This is a genomic window from Pseudomonas aestuarii, assembly GCF_027988105.1.
GTDB classification, from domain to species: Bacteria; Pseudomonadota; Gammaproteobacteria; order Pseudomonadales; family Pseudomonadaceae; genus Aquipseudomonas; species Aquipseudomonas aestuarii.
This window is the reverse complement of record NZ_JAQJZJ010000002.1, coordinates 508,092-526,201: the sequence shown is the minus strand read 5'-3', so window position 1 is coordinate 526,201 and position 18,110 is coordinate 508,092. Positions and strand designations below refer to the sequence as shown.

The 18,110-nt window shown below is 65.5% G+C and carries 10 protein-coding genes and 1 tRNA gene; 7 read left to right on the top strand and 4 right to left on the bottom strand.

The annotated features are described in order from the left end of the window. Window positions 1-47: 47 nt before the first annotated feature. Window positions 48-374, bottom strand: a complete 327-nt coding sequence (locus PH586_RS06310) for an Arc family DNA-binding protein (protein WP_271346908.1) — start codon at window positions 372-374, stop codon at window positions 48-50. Between the two features lie 904 nt (window positions 375-1,278). Between PH586_RS06310 and phnN the strand changes: the two genes are divergently transcribed. Continuing rightward, a complete protein-coding gene (phnN, locus tag PH586_RS06305) occupies window positions 1,279-1,830 on the top strand; it encodes a phosphonate metabolism protein/1,5-bisphosphokinase (PRPP-forming) PhnN (protein ID WP_271347063.1) in 552 nt (183 codons plus the stop codon). Window positions 1,831-1,983: 153 nt separating this feature from the next. Here phnN and PH586_RS06300 read toward each other — a convergent pair whose 3' ends face one another. Then, window positions 1,984-2,451: an Lrp/AsnC family transcriptional regulator gene (locus tag PH586_RS06300; protein WP_271346907.1), complete on the bottom strand. Its 468-nt coding sequence runs from the start codon at window positions 2,449-2,451 to the stop codon at window positions 1,984-1,986. A 201-nt stretch (window positions 2,452-2,652) separates the two neighbouring features. Between PH586_RS06300 and PH586_RS06295 the strand changes: the two genes are divergently transcribed. The 3 genes from PH586_RS06295 (at window position 2,653) to PH586_RS06285 (ending at window position 8,823) form a co-directional block, all read left to right on the top strand. Next, window positions 2,653-6,120 (top strand): indolepyruvate ferredoxin oxidoreductase family protein, encoded by a 3,468-nt coding sequence (locus PH586_RS06295; RefSeq protein ID WP_271346906.1) that lies wholly within the window; start codon window positions 2,653-2,655, stop codon window positions 6,118-6,120. 105 nt (window positions 6,121-6,225) lie between these two features. Further along, window positions 6,226-7,284, top strand: a complete 1,059-nt coding sequence (locus PH586_RS06290) for a Glu/Leu/Phe/Val dehydrogenase dimerization domain-containing protein (protein WP_271346905.1) — start codon at window positions 6,226-6,228, stop codon at window positions 7,282-7,284. A 138-nt stretch (window positions 7,285-7,422) separates the two neighbouring features. Beyond that, window positions 7,423-8,823, top strand: a complete 1,401-nt coding sequence (locus PH586_RS06285) for a sodium-dependent transporter (protein ID WP_271346904.1) — start codon at window positions 7,423-7,425, stop codon at window positions 8,821-8,823. Between the two features lie 153 nt (window positions 8,824-8,976). Here the strand turns inward: PH586_RS06285 and PH586_RS06280 are convergent, their stop codons facing one another. Beyond that, on the bottom strand, window positions 8,977-9,468 hold the full coding sequence (locus PH586_RS06280; RefSeq protein WP_271346903.1) for a GNAT family N-acetyltransferase: 492 nt from the start codon (window positions 9,466-9,468) through the stop codon (window positions 8,977-8,979). A gap of 120 nt (window positions 9,469-9,588) precedes the next feature. Between PH586_RS06280 and PH586_RS06275 the strand changes: the two genes are divergently transcribed. From PH586_RS06275 to putA, 3 genes are all read left to right on the top strand, one after another. After that, a tRNA-Arg gene (locus PH586_RS06275) sits at window positions 9,589-9,663 on the top strand. 582 nt (window positions 9,664-10,245) lie between these two features. Continuing rightward, window positions 10,246-11,715 (top strand): sodium/proline symporter PutP, encoded by a 1,470-nt coding sequence (gene putP / locus PH586_RS06270; RefSeq protein WP_271346902.1) that lies wholly within the window; start codon window positions 10,246-10,248, stop codon window positions 11,713-11,715. 95 nt (window positions 11,716-11,810) lie between these two features. After that, window positions 11,811-15,704: a bifunctional proline dehydrogenase/L-glutamate gamma-semialdehyde dehydrogenase PutA gene (putA, locus tag PH586_RS06265; protein WP_271346901.1), complete on the top strand. Its 3,894-nt coding sequence runs from the start codon at window positions 11,811-11,813 to the stop codon at window positions 15,702-15,704. Window positions 15,705-15,954: 250 nt separating this feature from the next. On the opposite strand, the gene PH586_RS06260 is transcribed toward putA, so the two are convergent. Continuing rightward, entirely contained in the window at window positions 15,955-18,078 is a 2,124-nt protein-coding gene (locus PH586_RS06260; RefSeq protein ID WP_271347062.1) for a TonB-dependent receptor, read from the bottom strand. Window positions 18,079-18,110: the final 32 nt, after the last annotated feature.

Here is an 18,110-nt window from a genome sequence, read left to right as displayed (position 1 = left end):
GGCGAACTAAAAAACCGGTACGGGCGCCGGTTTTTTATCGTCGTAACTTACGCTTCTTCAGCGGCCATCTCGGCGTCATGGGCAATCAATGCGACCAGGGCATTTTGCTGGCGACGTGACAGCTGGCGGAAACGCTGCAGTAACTCGCGTTCGTGCAAGGACAGTTCTGGGCTGTCCAAGCTTACGTTTAATTCATCACCCAGGCTGCTTTCCTGAAGCATGCTCTGCTCAAGGCGGGCGATGATTTCCGAGTTCATGCTGCGATGATGATTGCGCGCGACATCAGCGATTCGCTCGCGCATGCCATCAGGCAAGCGAACGACGAATTTGTCAGCCGTGCGGCTGGAATAAATAGCCTGTTTCATTGGGCGCATACATTTAACCGATTAGTTCAGGGAAGCAATGCTGGCAGTGAGCCACGTGATTGTCACTGTTTTGACCGTCTTTAGCACTAGCTGTTCACTCGGAATCGCGATTTGCATTGATATGCTTGCGCCGTCCATGCAAATATTTGACGCCAATTACGTGGCGCATTGTGTTGGCTGTAGAGGCTCTTTGCCAGCACCAGTTATCAGAAATGTGTGTTGCTATGCAAAAGCCCGGCATTTTTAGCCTCCCAAACAACGAGCACTCACTCGCGCTTGATGGCTCGTGCGCTTGGCGTGCACCGGTTGTGGCCTGCGCCGTGCAGCGAGCTTGAGGCGTCAAACGGCTCGTAAGCGGCTGCTCTAAGAGCGCAGCGGCCTGGGTTGAGGGTCAGGCAGAGCAAATGTCTGCCGCCAAGCAGACACTCTGCGTTCTTGCTTGCTTTGTCCTGCGGCAGGATGGGGTGGTAGAACCGATCAGTGTGTCCTGTTCCGCGCTAACCATCTCGTTGCGCCATCCGATTGGGCAGGCCTGCTGTGATCTTGCGCCAGGCCGCTCGGTCATCATGCACAGGTGCACGGGTGCCCCAATTACGAAGTTCACCACCTGCGCGCCGACATCGGTTGCACCTTCCTGTCGTCAAATCTTCCCGCTGGTTTAAGCGTAGTGCAAAACGTCCTGTTGGGTTGTCTCGAGCCCATGTCGGACTGGCATGTCCACCTCGGCTGTCGTGCTTCGGAAAAAGCCGCGCACCATCCCTGTGGCTCATTGCGGGCTGGCGACACGATGCAATCGCCGGTTTCGCCATGCCCATGAGTTACCGTCTACTCTGGGGCGGTCTGGTCCTGATGTGAATGTGAGTTCAAAGTACTGATCCTGCAAATTGGGCGATAAGCGCATATGGGTGTTCTGATGGGCGGCAGATTGATCTATCTGATGGGGCCTTCGGGATCGGGTAAGGACAGTCTGTTGAATGCTGTCCGCGAGCGTCTGGCCGCGCGTGACTGCCAGATTGCCAGGCGGGTGATTACTCGTTCCGCCGAGGCGGTTGGCGAGGATGCCGTCGTGGTTGGCCTGGCTGATTTCGAGCGGCAGGAGGCTGATGGCGCCTTCGCCATGAGCTGGCGAGCCAATGACCTGGCCTACGGTATTCCCCGGCAAATAGATGAGTGGTTGGCGGCCGGGCAAGATGTGCTGGTCAATGGCTCGCGCGCCTACCTGGGGCGGGCGCGCCAGTGCTATCCAGGGCTGATCGGGGTAGTGCTGACGGTGGATATCGATGTATTACGCGAGCGCCTGCTTGCACGTGGTCGTGAAACTCCCGAGCAGATCGAACAGCGTTTGGCCCGCAATGTGCTGTTCGGCAGCGTTGCTGTGGCAGCAGCCGAGGGTGTGCATGTGCTGGATAACTCCAGCCACCTCGAGTGCACAGTGGATAGCCTGCTGGCCCTGATAGGCGTCTGACGCTGCTGGGCGCCGATGAGGTCCACCCCGGGTGTACATCTACTACGCCTGCGCGGATTGCGGCAGTGCGCGGGTCTGGCCGTCATGGCGGTATGGTCCCGGGTCCCGGTCGCACACTGCCCGCACCGCTCTAGGGTCCAAGCGGAGCATTGCTCAATCCAGCGGCAACTCGGTGGTGCGCTTGACTTCGCTCATGGCGATGTTCGAGTGCGCTTCCTGCACATGCGGGCGTTGCAGCAGGTGGTCGCGCAGGAAGCGCTCGTAGCTGGCGATGTCCTTGGCCACCACCTTGAGCAGGTAGTCCGAGCCGCCGGCCATGGTGTAGCACTCCAGCACTTCAGGGTAGCCGACCACTGCCTGTTCGAATTCCTCGAGGTTCTTGCGGCCATGGGCCGACAGCTTGATGTCGACGAATACGGTCATCCCCAGGCCCAATAATTTGGGGTTGAGCAGGGCGACCTTGCGCTCGATCAGGCCGTCCTCCTGCATGCGATGAATCCGCCGCCAGCAGGGCGATTGTGACAGTTCGACCTTCTCGGCAATCTCGGCGGCGGAGAGGTCGGCGTTGTGCTGCAACAGGCGGAGAATCTTGCGATCGATAGGGCCGAGTTTTTCTTGCATGATTTATCTCGATTTTTTGTAATTGCTGCAATCGTCATGCGCAGTATTGGCTTTTGTGCCCGAAATTAGAAAGAAAATATCCGTACCGCTCAGTCATATTCTTAGCCAGTCGTTTAGCCCGGTGATCCTGGGCGAAACAGAACCCGGTTGGCATTCACCGTTGCCAGCCTAGCTCTCCATAACAATAAAAGGAGCGTGCGCATGTCTCTGGCCGAGATCCGCCTGGATGACAAGTATCGCCTTGCCACTGGTCACCTATACCTCACCGGCACCCAGGCGCTGACCCGTCTGCCGATGCTGCAGAAGCAGCGCGACACGGCCCATGGCCTCAACACCGCCTGCTTTATCTCCGGCTACCGCGGCTCGCCGCTGGGCAACCTGGACAAGAGTCTGTGGGAAGCCAAGAGCTTCCTGCAGGAAAACGCCATCCACTTCCAGCCCGGGGTCAACGAAGAGTTGGCCGCCACCTCGGTGTGGGGCAGTCAGCAGACCAGCCTGTTCCCCGGCGCGCGCTACGACGGTGTGTTCGCCATGTGGTACGGCAAGGGCCCGGGCGTCGACCGCTGCGGCGATGTGTTCAAGCACGGCAACTCGGCCGGCGTCTCCGAGCATGGCGGCGTCTTGCTGCTGGCCGGTGATGACCATGGCTGCAAGTCCTCGAGCATCGCCAACCAGAGCGAGCACGCCTTTATCGCCGCCTCGATTCCGGTGCTGAATCCGGCCAACGTCCAGGAAATCCTCGACTACGGCATCCTCGGCTGGGAGCTGTCGCGCTACAGCGGTTGCTGGGTGGCGCTGAAGACCATCGCCGAGAACGTCGACTCCTCGGCGGTGGTGGATGTCGATCCGCTGCGCGTCGAGGTGACGATTCCCGAGGACTTCGAGTTGCCGGAAGACGGCGTGTATATCCGCTGGCCGGATCCGCCCCTGGCCCAGGAAAAACGCCTCAATACCTACAAGATCTATGCCGCCCGTGCCTTCGCCCGGGCCAACAACCTGAATCCGCTGATGCTCGACTCGCCTAATCCGCGCCTGGGCATCGTCACCACCGGCAAATCCTACCTGGACGTGCGTCAGGCCCTGGAAGACCTCGGCCTGGATGAACAGTTGTGCGCCCAGGTCGGCCTGCGCGTGCTCAAGATTGGCATGAGCTGGCCGCTGGAGCCGGTGTCGGTGCACGAGTTCGCCGAGGGCCTGGACGAGATCCTGGTGGTCGAGGAGAAGCGCAGCATCATCGAGGACCAGCTGACCGGTCAGCTGTACAACTGGCCACTGGGCAAGCGTCCGCGGGTGGTTGGCGAGTTTGACGAAACCGGCGCTTCGCTGCTGCCCAACCTGTCCGAGCTGACCCCGGCGATGATTGCCCGCGCCATCGCCAAGCGCCTGGCACCGATCTACAGCAGTCCGCAGATCGAGGAGCGTCTGGCCTTTCTTGCGGCCAAGGAAGCCTCCCTGGCCGCGCCCAAGCACAGCACGGTGCGCACCCCGCATTTCTGCTCCGGTTGCCCGCACAACACCTCGACCAAGCTGCCCGAAGGCAGCCGCGCTCAGGGCGGCATCGGTTGCCACTACATGACCCAGTGGATGGACCGCAACACCGACACCTTCACCCAGATGGGCGGCGAGGGCGCGACCTGGATTGGCCAGGCGCCGTTCACCGACACCGCGCACATCTTCCAGAACCTCGGCGATGGCACCTACTTCCATTCGGGCCAGCTGGCCCTGCGTGCGGCGGTGGCGGCCGGGGTCAACATCACCTACAAGATCCTCTACAACGACGCGGTGGCCATGACCGGCGGCCAGCCGATCGACGGCGAACTGCGCGTCGACCAGCTCAGCCAGCAGGTGTTCGCCGAGGGCGTCAAGCGTATTGCCCTGGTCAGCGATGAGCCGGACAAGTACCCGAGCCGCGCCGGCTTCGCGTCCATCGTGACCTTCCACCACCGCAGCGAGCTGGACGCGGTGCAGCGCGAGTTGCGCGAGTTCAAGGGCTGCTCGGTGATCATCTATGACCAGACCTGCGCCACCGAGAAGCGCCGTCGGCGCAAGCGCGGCAAGCTGGTCGACCCGGCCAAGCGTGCCTTCATCAATCCGGCGGTGTGCGAGGGCTGCGGTGATTGCAGCGTCAAGTCCAACTGCCTGTCGGTGCTGCCGCTGGAAACCGAACTGGGGCGCAAGCGCGAGATCGATCAGAACTCCTGCAACAAGGATTTCAGCTGCGTCGAAGGTTTCTGCCCGAGCTTCGTCACCGTGCACGGCGGCAGCCTGCGCAAGCCGGAGGGGGTCGGCCAGAACGCCCTGTTCGAGGCCCTGCCGGAACCCAGGCAGCCGAGCCTCGAGCGGCCGTGGAACATCCTCCTGCCAGGCGTCGGCGGCAGCGGCGTGACCACGGTCGGCGCGCTGCTGGGCATGGCTGCGCACCTGGAAGGCAAGGGTTGCAGCGTGCTCGACCAGGCCGGTCTGGCGCAGAAGTTCGGCCCGGTAATCACCCATATTCGCGTCGCCGCCAAGCAGGACGATATCTTTGCCGTGCGCATCGCCGCCGGCGAGACCGACTTGCTGCTCGGTTGTGACCTGGTGGTGGCCGCCAGTGAGGACGCCCTGGCCAAGCTCAACGACAAGATTGCCCATGCGGTGATCAACAGCCATGAAGCGGCCACCGCCGAGTTCACCCGTAACCCCGATGCCCAGGTTCCCGGCGCGGCGATGCGCGAGGCGCTGATCGAGGCGGTGGGTGCTGGCAAGACCCACTTCGTCGATGCCACCCGCCTGGCCACCCGCCTGCTCGGCGACAGCATCGCCAGCAACCTGTTCATGCTCGGCTATGCCTACCAGAAAGGCCTGGTGCCGGTGGCCGCCGACGCCATCGCCAAAGCCATCGAACTCAACGGCGTGGCCGTGCAGCTCAACCAGCAGGCGTTCCTCTGGGGCCGCCGTGCGGCGCACGATGTCGCCGCGGTGGAGAAGCTGGCCGCACCCAAGATGGTCGAGGCGCCACGTTGCGAAACCCTGGAGCAGATCGTCCAGTTCCGCGTCGATTTCCTCACGGCCTACCAGAGCGCCGCCTATGCCGAGCGCTACCGTGCGCTGGTGCAGCGCGTGCGCCTGGCCGATCAGGGGGGCGATCAGGCCCTGAGCCGTGCGGTGGCGCGCTACTACGCCAAGCTACTGGCCTATAAGGACGAGTACGAGGTGGCACGGCTGTACAGCGACGGCCACTTTATCCAGCAACTCGAGGCGCAATTCCAGGGTGACTACCGTCTGCAGTTCCACCTGGCGCCGTCCTGGCTGGCCAAGCCCGATCCCAGCACCGGCCAGCCGCGCAAGCGCCAGTTTGGGCCCTGGATACTCAAGGCCTTCGGCCTGCTGGCCAAGTTGAAGATCCTGCGCGGCACGCCGCTCGACCTGTTCGGTTACAGCGCCGAGCGCAAGCTGGAGCTGCAGCTGATCGAGGACTACGAACGCAGTGTCGACTTCCTCCTCAAGCAGCTGAATGCCGACAACTACCGCAGCGCCGTGGCCTTGGCCGAATTGCCGGAGCAGATCCGCGGTTATGGCCACGTCAAGGAGCAGAGCCTGATCAAGGTGCGCGAGCAGGAGCGCCAACTCATGGCGCGCCTGCTGGTCAGCGAGATCCAGGTGGTGCAGCTGTTCGAGCCGGCGGCCTGATGCGCGCTATGTAAATGTAGGAGCCAAGGACTGGCTGTCCCCCTGGCTCCTATACGTTGATCTGAGACCCTCAACCCTCACAACAAGAACAATCAAGGAATCCCCATGTCCGTGTTTTCCCATATCGAATTCGATCACCACGAGCAGGTGGTCTACGGCCACGATCAGGCCAGCGGTCTGAAGGCCATCATCGCCATCCATAACCGCAACCTCGGCCCGGCCCTGGGTGGTTGCCGCATGTGGCCCTACGCCAGCGACGAGGAAGCGCTGCGTGATGTGCTGCGTCTGTCGCGTGGCATGAGCTACAAGTCGGCGCTGGCCAGGCTGCCACTGGGTGGCGGCAAGGCGGTGATCATCGGCAATCCGCACACCGACAAGAGCGCGGCGCTGTTCCAGGCCATGGGCGATTTCGTCGACAGCCTGGGCGGGCGCTATGTCACTGCCGCTGACTCCGGTACCGGGGTGGCGGAAATGCAGATCATGGCCGAGCGCACCCGCCATGTCGCCGGCGCCGGTCAGCGCGAGGCCTTTGGCGGCGGCATGCGCAATGGCGACCCGTCGCCGTCCACCGCCTACGGGGTGTTCATCGGCCTGCAAGCGGCGGTCAAGCACCGTCTCGGCCGTGACGATCTCAAGGGACTGCGGGTGGCGATCCAGGGCGTTGGCCAGGTTGGTTTCGGTCTGGCCCAGCAGCTCAAGGAAGCGGGCGCCGAGTTGTGGGTCACCGACATCGTCGAGGCCAATGTGCGCCGCGCAGTGGAACAACTCGGCGCCACTGCAGTCGGTCAGAACGACATCTACGGCCTGGACGTGGACGTGTTCGCCCCCTGCGCCATGGGCGCGATCATCAACCCGCACACCCTCGAAGCGCTGCGCGCACCGGTGATTGCTGGCGCCGCCAACAACCAGCTGGCCGATGCCGCACTGGCCGAGGAACTGCGCCGCCGTGGTTGTCTGTATGCCCCGGATTACGCGATCAATGCCGGCGGCATCATCGATGTCTGCTACGAGCGCAACGGTGGCAGCACCGCCGACCTCAAGGCGCATATCGAAGGTATCGGCGCCACCCTGGAGGAGATCTTCCAGCGCGCCGAGCGCGAGGGCGCCACCACAACGGCGGTGGCCGACCGTCTGGCCGAGGAGCGCCTGCGCGGCGCACGTTGATTCGTAGGGTGGATGACGCTCTTTTCATCCACCGCCCACCGGGCAATGGTGGATGGCTGGAGCGTCAGCTTCGCGCATCGATTCACCCAGATCCGATCCCCGACTGACTTTTTCACAACAACAAGAGGGCAAGCCCCAATGAGTCAAGACAGCATCGTCGCCGGCGCCAGTGCCGGCCCCATCAGCAGCGCAGCTGAGCGCGGCCTATGGTCGTCACGCTGGGTATTCTTCCTTGCCGCCACCGGTTCGGCGGTGGGCCTGGGCAATATCTGGAAGTTTCCGTATATCACCGGGGAGAACGGCGGTGGGGCCTTCGTTCTGGTCTACCTGGCGTGCATCCTGGCCATTGGCATTCCGCTGCTGATGGTCGAGGTGATGATCGGTCGTCGTGGCCGAGCCAACCCCGAGGGTGCCTTCGCCGCCGTGGCCAGACAGGCGGGCGCCAGTCGCCATTGGCGCTGGTTGGGCACGCTGGCCGTGCTCACCGGTTTTCTTATCCTCAGTTTCTACGCGGTCGTGGCCGGCTGGGCCTTGGCCTATGCGCCAGCGGCCGCCATGGGCAACTTCGCCGGGTTGGATGGCGAGAGCAGTGGCGCGTTGTTCGGCGCCATGCTCGGCGATCCCTGGCAGCTGGCCGGTTACGCCACCCTGGTGTTACTGCTGACCCTGGGCATTGTCGCCCTGGGCGTACGCGAAGGCCTGGAGCGCGCGTTGCGCTTCATGATGCCGGGACTGTTCGTGCTGCTGCTGATCCTGGTGGGCTATGCCGCCACCACCGGGTATTTCCTCGAGGCCGTGCACTTCCTGTTCGACGCCGACTTCAGCAAGCTCAGCACGCAGGGCGTGCTGGTGGCCTTGGGGCACGCCTTCTTTACCCTCAGCCTGGCCAGTGGCGCCATGATGGTATACGGCTCCTACTTGCCGGCCGGTACTTCCATCGTCAAGACGTCGCTGATGGTGGCCCTGGCGGATACCGGGGTGGCCTTGCTGGCCGGTCTGGCAATCTTCCCGCTGGTGTTCGCCAATGGCCTGGAGCCGGGTGCAGGTCCTGGGTTGATCTTCGTCACCCTGCCGATCGCCTTCGGCCAGATGCCGTTCGGTCAGGTGGTTGGCGGCTTGTTCTTCATCATGCTGGCGCTCGCCGCATTGACCTCGGCGATCTCGCTAAGCGAGCCGACCATCGCCTGGCTCGGCGAGAAATTCGCTATCGGCCGGCTCAAGGCGGTGTTGTTGAGTGGCCTGGCGCTGTGGGTGCTCAGTCTGGGTACGGTGTTTTCGTTCAACGCCTGGGCGGAGTACACCCTGTTCGGCAAGACCTTCTTCGACAGTCTGGACTACCTGACCACCAACCTGATGATGCCGCTCGGCGGGCTGGGCACGGTGCTGTTCACCGGCTGGGCGTTGAGCCGCACAACCGTGCAGGAAGCCTTGGGACTTGGCCACGCGCCGTTGTTCACGCTGTGGTGGCAGTTGCTGCGCTGGGTCACCCCGGTAGGCATCCTGGTGGTGTTCCTGCATACCCTGGGGCTGTTCGCCTAGGTGGCTGGATAAGGCGTCATCCACCCTGCGTCTCGCCTGACGTAGGGTGTACTCGGGAGCGTAGCGAACAGTACACCAGGCGGCGTACTGCTCCGCGACGACTGCAGGGATGCAGGAGGTAGAGCGACGCAGGAGGCCGAAGCCGAGTACGCCCTAGGTCTCGCCTGACTCCAGCGCCAGGGCCAGGCTGATGCCGTGCGGCTTGAAGCCCAACCCCTGATAGAAACGATGAGCCGCCTCGCGGCTCTGGTTGCTCGATAGCGCCAGCTTGTAACAGCCCCAGGCGCGGGCGCGTTCGACGGCTTTGTCGATCAGGGCCTGGCCAATCCCCAGGCCGCGGGCGTCGGCATCCACGACCACATCCTCGAGAATCGCCGAGCGGGCGAAGTTGTGCGCCAGGTGTTCGATCAGGTGGAGCGTGCAAGTGCCGAGCAGTTTGCCGTCGCGCTTGGCCACCAGTACCACCTGATTCGGCGCTGGCGCGCTCAGGCGCAGGGCCAGCAGTTTTGCGTCGGGGCGTGCTCCGTCCGGCGCCAGTTGCTGCAATAACGCGCTCAGTGCCTGGGCGTCGCCGGGGCAGGCGGGGCGCAGGACGAAGTGGGCAAATGGGGAATCCGGCACATGCTGGGATGCTGACTGGGTCATGGCGATCTCCTGGGCGGTCGACTTGAGTATGGCCGTGAGTTGATGGCGGCGACATGACAAATCCGCCGAGGCTGGTTAACATGCGGCCCGGTCGGCAGCATTGCCGATCCGCATTACCAAGTCCCCTTAGTTCAAGGGATAGAACAAGCCCCTCCTAAGGGCTAGATGCTGGTTCGATTCCAGCAGGGGACGCCATCATCCTGTTTCCGAGTGCTGCGCCGTCACTTGGACATCTACGCCAAACCCCGCCCTGTGCGGGGTTTGGCGTTTCTGGCGCCTCTGTTCAGGTCGACTGGCGCCGCCGTCGATTTTCCTGAGTGTCGGTGCCCGCCGGCCACCGCCGTGCGTTTGCGCTTTCCTCCCGTTCGTCCGGGCCATCCGCCATGCGCACCCCCGAGGTCGCCCGGTTACCGGCGCCTATCGGGTGCGACGGGCGGTAAGGCTACAGATCTCTCCTATAGTTACTTAAGACCCGTTTGCCGCCGAGGTGCGGTGTTCGTGCCTGCCGACGGCCTGCAATCAGGCCGACGAGGCCTGGAGCCGGACTTGTTCAGGCGCTAGGCGAACGTTGCAGCCGCAGCAGGATCGCGGGGCAGCGGGGCGGTTCTGCAACTCATCGGGTTCGCCCAAGTGATTGCCATGCGCAACAACTACGTGAGGATTCCCATGGAACATGCACTGAGTTTCGCAACCTGGTTCTGGCTGATCGTACCGATGAGTGCCGTTGTGGTGCTGTCGCTGGTTACCTACCTAATGGGCAAGTAAGGAGCGGCAACCATGAACATGAGTACTCCCACCCTGGTGACCTTCGTCGTCTACCTGATCGGCATGCTGATCATCGGTTTTGCGGCCTATCGGCTCACCGACGACCTGTCCGACTACGTGCTCGGCGGACGCCGCCTCGGCCCCGGCGTGGCGGCGCTCAGCGCCGGCGCCTCGGACATGAGCGGCTGGTTGCTGCTGGGCCTGCCCGGCGCCATGTATGCCTCGGGCATGAATCAGGTCTGGATCGCCGTGGGCCTGACCATCGGCGCCTACCTGAACTGGCAGTTCGTCGCCCGCCGGCTGCGCGTCTATACCGAGGTGGCACGGGACTCGATCACCGTGCCCGACTACCTCGAGAACCGCTTCCACGACAGCAGCAAAGTGCTGCGGATGATCTCGGCAGTGGTGATCTTGCTGTTCTTCACCTTCTACACCTCGTCCGGCATGGTGGCCGGGGCGACCCTGTTCGAGAAGAGCTTTGGCATGGAGTACGGCACCGCACTCTGGGTCGGTGCCATCGTCATCATCTCCTACACCTTCCTCGGCGGTTTCCTGGCGGTGTGCTGGACCGACTTCGTGCAGGGCATGCTGATGTTTCTCGCCCTGCTCATGGTGCCGATTGCAGTGATCTCGGCCGATGGCGGCTGGAGCAGCACGGTGGCGGAGGTGGCGGCGGTCGATCCTACGCGCCTCGACATCTTCCACAACATGACCCTGTTCGGCATCGTCTCGCTGATGGCCTGGGGCCTGGGCTACTTCGGCCAGCCGCATATCGTCGTGCGCTTCATGGGGCTGCGCCGCTCGAGCGACATGCCCACGGCCAAGCTGATCGGCATGACCTGGATGGTGCTGGCGCTGTACGGCGCGATCTTCACCGGCTTCGCCGGCATCGGCTACTTCGCCGATAAGCCGCTGGCCAATGCCGAAACGGTATTCATCAGCCTGTCGCAGCTGCTGTTCAACCCTTGGGTGGCGGGCGTGCTGTTGGCGGCGATCCTGTCGGCGATCATGAGCACCATCGACTCGCAGCTGCTGGTGTCGTCGAGCGCCCTGACCGAGGACTTCTACAAGGCCATGATCCGGCCGAACGCCAGTCAGAAGGAGCTGGTGTGGATCGGCCGTGGCACGGTCATCCTGATCGCGCTGATCGCCGTGCTGATGGCGCGTGACCCCAACAGCACGGTGCTTGGCCTGGTGTCCTATGCCTGGGGCGGCTTCGGCGCCGCGTTCGGGCCGGTCATCCTCCTGTCACTGTTCTGGAAACGCATGACCCGCAATGGCGCCATCGCCGGCATGGTAGTCGGCGCAGTGACGGTGATCCTGTGGAAGCAGGTCGAAGGCGGCATCTTCGATATGTACGAGATCCTGCCCGGCTTCATCCTCTGCGCGCTCACGGTGGTCGTGGTCAGCTTGATCAGCCAGCCGCCGGTCGCGGCGATCCAGGACGAGTTCGATACTTTCGAGAAGACCCTTCACCAGTGAGCACGCTGATAAAGCCGCGCACCCCTTCACCTGCTTGCGGCCATCGCTAGGCCGCAAGCAGGTGTCCGCCCCAGACTTGCGGCGAGGACGAGACCATGAGCTTCGAGACACCCCCTCTGCTACCCGATGCGCTGCGGCGCGAGATCGACGCCCACTACCGGGCCGACGAAACCCGCTGCGTGACGGCGCTGCTGGCCCAGCTGGACCTGCCCTCCGAGGCCCAGGCGCGGATCCAGGCCACGGCCACGCGCCTGGTCGAGGGTGTGCGCGCCAAATCCAAGGGCGGCATCGATGCCTTTCTGCACCAGTACGGTCTGTCCACCCAGGAAGGGGTGATGCTGATGTGCATCGCCGAAGCCCTGCTGCGCATCCCCGACGACGCCACCCAGGAGGCGCTGATCCGCGACAAGATGTCGGCCGCCAACTGGGACGCCCACCTGGGGCGCAGCGACTCGGTGTTCGTCAATGCCTCGACCTGGGCCCTGATGCTGACCGGCCGGGTCGTCGGCTTGCGCGGAGTCAAGGGGCAGACGCCGGGGGCGGTGTTGCGCCGGCTGGTCGCCCGGGTCGGCGAGCCGATGATTCGCGAGGCGGTGAATCAGGCCATGCGCATCATGGGCAAGCAGTTCGTCATGGGCCGCACGATCGACGAGGCGCTGGAGCGGGCCAAGGTATTCGAACGCAAGGGCTACAGCTATTCCTATGACATGCTCGGCGAAGCGGCGCGGACCATGGCCGACGCCGATCGCTTCTTCGAGTCCTACCGCAGCGCGATCGCCGCCATCGGTCGCGTCTCGGGCGGCAAGGGCATCTACGCGGGGCCGGGCATCTCGGTGAAGCTGTCGGCGCTGCACCCGCGCTACGAGCTGTGGCAGGAGCAGCGAGTGATGGACGAGCTGGTGCCGCGCATGCATGCCCTGGCGCTCGAAGCTGCGCGGCTCGACATCGGCCTCAACATCGATGCCGAGGAGGCGGCGCGGCTGGACATCTCCCTCGACGTCATCGAGGCGATCTCAGGCTCCGATGATCTCAAGGGCTGGGACGGCTTCGGCGTGGTGGTACAGGCCTATCAGAAGCGCGCGCCCTTCGTCATCGACTGGCTCGCCGACATGTCGCGCCGCAATGGCCGGCGGATGATGGTGCGCCTGGTCAAGGGCGCCTACTGGGACGCCGAGATCAAACTGTCGCAGGAGCTGGCGTTGCCCGGCTATCCGGTCTACACGCGCAAGGTCAACACCGACGTCGCCTACCTGGCCTGCGCGCGCAAGCTGCTGGCCAACCGCGATGTGTTCTACCCGCAGTTCGCCACCCACAATGCCCACTCCATCGCCTCGGTACTCGAGTACGCCGGGGACCAGGGCGGCTACGAATTTCAGCGCCTGCACGGCATGGGCGAGGAACTCTACGAGGGCGTGGTCGAGGACAAGCGCATCGGCATGCCGTGCCGCATCTACGCGCCGGTCGGCGGCCACGAGGACCTGCTCGCCTACCTGGTGCGCCGGCTGCTGGAGAACGGCGCCAACAGCTCCTTCGTCAACCGTATCCAGGACGAGTCGCTGCCGGTCGAGGCGATCGTCGCCGATCCGGTCGCCCAGGTGCAGGCGCTGTCCTACATTCCGCATCCACAGATTCCCCAGCCACGCGACCTCTATGGCGCGGGGCGGGTGAACTTCGCCGGGCGCGATCTGTTCGATCGCGCGACCCTGCGCGAGCTTTCCGCCTCGATGGCCGCGGCCGAGCAGGGCAGTTGGCGTGCCGGGCCCATCATCGATGGCCAGGAGCGCCAGGGCGACACCCGGGATGTACTGAGCCCGGCCGACCGCAACCGCGTCGTCGGCCAGGCCAGTGAGGCCACGGACGAGGATGTCGAACAGGCGCTGGCCAGCGCCCAGCGTCATGCTGCCGACTGGTCCGCCACCCCGGTCGCCGAACGGGCGGCGGCCCTGCGTCGCCTCGCCGACCTGATGGAAGAGGAGGCGCCGCAGCTGATGGCCATCGCCGTGCGCGAGGCCGGCAAGACGCTCGCCGATGCCCTCGCCGAGGTGCGCGAGGCGGTCGATTTCTGCCGCTACTACGCGCTGCGCGCCGAGCAGGATTTCGCCCAGCCGCTGCGCCTGCGGGGGCCGGCCGAAGCCGGCCAGGAGGCGCGCCTGCAGGGCGGCGGGGTGTTCTGCTGCATTAGCCCGTGGAACTTCCCCCTGGCGATCTTCACTGGCCAGATCACCGCCGCCCTGGCAGCCGGCAACGCGGTGGTGGCCAAGCCCGCCGAGCAGACGCCGCTGATCGCCGCCGCCGGGGTGCGCCTGATGCACCGCGCCGGGATCCCCGCCGGTGTGCTGCACCTGTTGCCCGGCGACGGCGCCCGCGTCGGCGGCGCGCTGGTCGCCGATGCGCGGGTGACCGGGGTGTGCTTCACCGGCTCGACCGAGGTGGCCCAGCTGATCAACCGCACATTGGCGCGGCGCGACGGCCCGCTCTGCCCGCTGATCGCCGAGACCGGCGGCCTCAACGCGATGATCGTCGACTCCAGCGCGCTGCCCGAACAGGTCGCGCGCGATGTGGTCATGTCGGCCTTCCAGAGCGCCGGCCAGCGTTGTTCGGCGCTGCGCGTGCTGTTCGTCCAGCAGGACGTCGCCGACAAGATGCTGAAGATGATCTGCGGCGCCATGGAGGAGCTCAACGTCGGCGATCCGGCGCAGCTGTCCACAGACATCGGCCCGGTCATCGACGAAGAGGCCAAGGGCCTGCTCGACAAGCACATCAAGCGCATGCGCGGCGAGGCCAAACTGCTCAAGCAGGTCAAGCCGGGGCCCAGCAGCGGCAAGGGCAGCTTCGTTGGCCCGGTGGCCTTCGAACTCGACAGCCTGACGCGCTTAAAGCGCGAGGTGTTCGGCCCGGTGCTGCACGTCATCCGCTTCCCCGGCGAACAGATCGACAAGGTGGTCGAGAGCATCAACGCGACCGGTTACGGGCTGACCCACGGCATCCACACCCGCGTCGACGAAACCCGCGACTTCATTCTCGAGCGGGTGCGCGCGGGCAATGCCTACGTGAATCGCAACCAGATCGGCGCGGTCGTCGGCGTCCAGCCCTTCGGCGGCGAGGGCCTGTCCGGCACCGGGCCGAAGGCCGGCGGCCCGCATTACCTGCCGCGCTTCGCCAGCGAACGGGTGGAGGGCGCCGCGACGCCGGCTGCCGGCCCATCCGCCGCTGAGGCGGCCATGGCCGGCGTGTCGCGCGAGCGCCTCGGGCGTGCGCTCGAGGAGGCGAAAGCGGCGGCGCCGGCCTGGTCGGCGCTGGCGGTCGGCGAGCGCGCCGAGCTGCTGGAGCAGGCGGCGGCGGCGATCGAGGCCGCGCAGCAGACGCTCGGCAATCAGGACCCGGACGGCGCACAGGGGGTCGTCCGCGCCGCCGAGGCACTGCGTTTCTATGCTGCCCAGGCGGAGGCGGAGCTGAGCGAGCCCACCGAGCTGCCCGGGCCCACCGGCGAGCGCAATGAGCTGAGGTCGCCGCCGCGCGGCGTGGTGGCCTGCCTGGCGACGGCCGGCAACGGCTTGGCCGCGCTCGCCGCCGAGTGCGGTGCGGCCCTTGCCGCCGGTAACAGCGTGGTGCTGTGGCACCAGGTTGAAGCCGTCGCCAGCGAACTGCAGCGCCTGCTGCTGGGCGCCGGGGTGCCGCAGGGCGTGCTGGGCCTACTGAGCAGTGGCGAGGATGCGACGCTCAAGGAGCTGGTCGAGGACGCGCGCGTCGATGCCGTGGCCCTCGCCGGGCCGCATGCACTGGCCAAGGCGCTCAACCTGGCGCTCGCCGAATGCGACGGGGCGATCCGGCCACTGATCCCCTACGCGCTGCAGGCCCATACCGGCGGTGCGCCAGGCTGCCCGCTCGCCGGTAGCCCGGCCTACCTGCACCGCTTCGTACTGGAGCGTGCGGTGAGCATCGATACCACCGCTTCGGGCGGCAACGCCTCGCTGTTCACCATGGAGTAGTCGCAGCGCCTGGCGCGTAGTCTGGAAGCAATCCGGCCGCGGTTGGTCAGGCGCCAGACCTCTCCAGACTGCATCCGGGCTACAAAAGCATGGCGCCCACGTGGGATCACGTGAGCGGCATTACCCCCCCCCCCAGGGGGCTGTTCTGCTCATGGGCGGCATGGGAGTCGGCGCCCACGCACGCCGGCAAACAAGGCTTACGCGGGGAGCGTAGGCCTTTCTGCTTTTGCCGTGGCTGCAGCGCCGCGGGCTACCAGTCGAGCGAGTAGGCGAGGCTGAGGGTGCGGCCCTCGGCACTGGGGAGGGGCGCGCGGGCATTGGCCTGGGTGAACAGGTTCTGGTAGTGGCGGTTGCTCAGGTTGTAGATGCCGCCCTGCAGGCGCCCGGTCGGCAGCTCGACCTCACCGAGCAGGTCGACCAGGCTATAGCCGTCGATCTGCCGGCCATTGGCGTCCTTGGCGGCGGCATCGTAGTCGGCCAGTTGCACGGCCTGCAGGCGCAGGTTGTAGCGCTCGCGCTGGTAGCCGAGGAACAGCAGGGTCTTGGCCGGCGCTACGCGGGTGGCCGGCAGGTCGATCCACTGGCCGTCCTGGCGGGTCTCGCCCTTGGTCCAGGCGTAGCTGCCGCCGACCGTCCAGCGTTCGCTCAGGTCGTAGCTCAGGCGGCTCTCCAGGCCGCGGACCCGCTCCTTCTGGTCGATCAGGCGCAATACCCGCGCGCTGGCGTCGTAGAACTGGGTCACGTCCGAGCGGTTCTCGTAGAGGGTGACGTCGGCCTGCCAGCGGCTCCAGTTGCCGCGCCAGCCCAGCTCGTAGCTGTCGACCTCGATGGCCTGGGCATTGAGGGTGTGGATGTCGAAGTGGCTGTCGACGTCGCGCAGGAAGCGCTGGATGTCCGGCAGGGAGAAGCCCTGGCTGAAGTTGACGAACAGGTCCTGGTTGTCGTCGAGGTGGTAGACCGCGCCCAGATTGTAGAGGGTGGCGGCGTATTTCAGGGTGCCGCCGGGCAGGGTGGCGCGGTTGCCGGTCTGCCAGATCTCGCCGTAGGCGATGCTGTCCTGCACCTCGCTGTCGATCCACTGGCGGCGCACGCCGCCGCGCAGGGTCCAGTCGGCGATATCCCAGGACATCTGGGCGAACAGCGCCCGGGTGGCGGTCTCGATATCCGGGCCCAGTTCAAAGGTTTCGCCCGTCTTGCGGTAGACCAGGCCGTTGATGGCGTAGCGGTCGCCGCGCTGGCGGGTGCGCTCGTGCTCGTAGTCGGCGCCCCAGACCAGGCTGCCGCGGGCCGCGCCGATCATCGGTAGGGCGCTTTCCACGGCGGCGCGCAGGCCATAGACGTCCTGCTGGCTGTTGTTGTCGGAGACGCCGGCCAGGCCGCGCGGGCGATCCGGGAAGAACAGCGCATCGGCGCGGCGCCAGTAGCTTTCCAGCAGCAGGCTCTGGCCCAGCAGGTCGCTGTCGCTGTAGTTGAGGTTGACCGCCTGGTTGTGGGTGTAGGGCTGGTCCTCGAGGTCCAGGCCCTGCACCGCCACCGCCTGGCCATCGATGGCGCGCTGGGTATAGCCGCTGTCCTGTTCGTCGCGGTAGTCCTGCAGGGCCAGGCTCAGGCGTTTGTCGGCGTCCAGGGCATAGCCGAAGCGGCCATGCAGGTCGTAGGTCTCGGTGTCCATGGCGCTGCCCTGGGAGGTGTCCTGGGGAATGCGCTTGCCATTGGCGTCGAACTGGTCGTTGCGCTGGGTCCAGTCGGCCGACAGGTACCAGTCCAGCGGCCCTTGGCGCGCGCCGGCGCTCTGGAACAGCTCGTAGGCGAAGCCCTTGGGGTTGAGGTTGTTGCCGCTGCTCAGGCCCACGCGGCTGCTCAGGGCCAGTGCTTCGCCTTGGTTGCGCTTGGTGATGATGTTGATGATGCCGCCCGAGGCGCCGGCGCCGTAGAGGCTGCTGGCACCGGAGATCACCTCGATGCGCTCGATGCTGGCCGGGGCGATGCTGTTGAGCTGGCGGTAGTTGTCGCGGCTGGCGTTCTGCGAGACGCCGTCGATCAGCACCAGCATGTTGCGCCCGCGCAGGCTCTGGCTGAAGTTGCTCATGCCGCCGGTGGCCGGGGCGAGGCCGGGCACCAGGGTGCCGAGGATGTCGGCGACCTTGCGCCCGGCACCACTCTGCTGGCGGATCTGCGCCGCGTCTATGACCTGCACCGAGCCGGGGATGGAGGCGATGCTGGCCTGGCTGCGGGTGGCCGTGACCACGCTGTTGGCCAGTTGCACGGCCGCGCTACTCGAGACGACTGCCTCGGCGGCCATGGCCAGGGGCGTGGCAGCGGCGCCGAGGGAGCCGAGCAGCGGGATCAGCAGGGAAAGTGGAGTTCTGTTCATTGCGTCATCTTCTGGGTATGGGCAGAAAGGAC

Excerpts from the sequence above, each read along its gene's own strand:
- putA (WP_271346901.1), top strand. The coding sequence starts at position 11,811 with ATGAGCTTCGAGACACCCCCTCTGCTACCCGATGCGCTGCGGCGCGAG.
- PH586_RS06260 (WP_271347062.1), bottom strand. The coding sequence starts at position 18,078 with ATGAACAGAACTCCACTTTCCCTGCTGATCCCGCTGCTCGGCTCCCTC.
- PH586_RS06280 (WP_271346903.1), bottom strand. The coding sequence starts at position 9,468 with ATGACCCAGTCAGCATCCCAGCATGTGCCGGATTCCCCATTTGCCCAC.
- phnN (WP_271347063.1), top strand. The coding sequence starts at position 1,279 with ATGGGCGGCAGATTGATCTATCTGATGGGGCCTTCGGGATCGGGTAAG.
- putP (WP_271346902.1), top strand. The coding sequence starts at position 10,246 with ATGAACATGAGTACTCCCACCCTGGTGACCTTCGTCGTCTACCTGATC.
- PH586_RS06290 (WP_271346905.1), top strand. The coding sequence starts at position 6,226 with ATGTCCGTGTTTTCCCATATCGAATTCGATCACCACGAGCAGGTGGTC.
- PH586_RS06300 (WP_271346907.1), bottom strand. The coding sequence starts at position 2,451 with ATGCAAGAAAAACTCGGCCCTATCGATCGCAAGATTCTCCGCCTGTTG.
- PH586_RS06285 (WP_271346904.1), top strand. The coding sequence starts at position 7,423 with ATGAGTCAAGACAGCATCGTCGCCGGCGCCAGTGCCGGCCCCATCAGC.
- PH586_RS06295 (WP_271346906.1), top strand. The coding sequence starts at position 2,653 with ATGTCTCTGGCCGAGATCCGCCTGGATGACAAGTATCGCCTTGCCACT.
- PH586_RS06310 (WP_271346908.1), bottom strand. The coding sequence starts at position 374 with ATGCGCCCAATGAAACAGGCTATTTATTCCAGCCGCACGGCTGACAAA.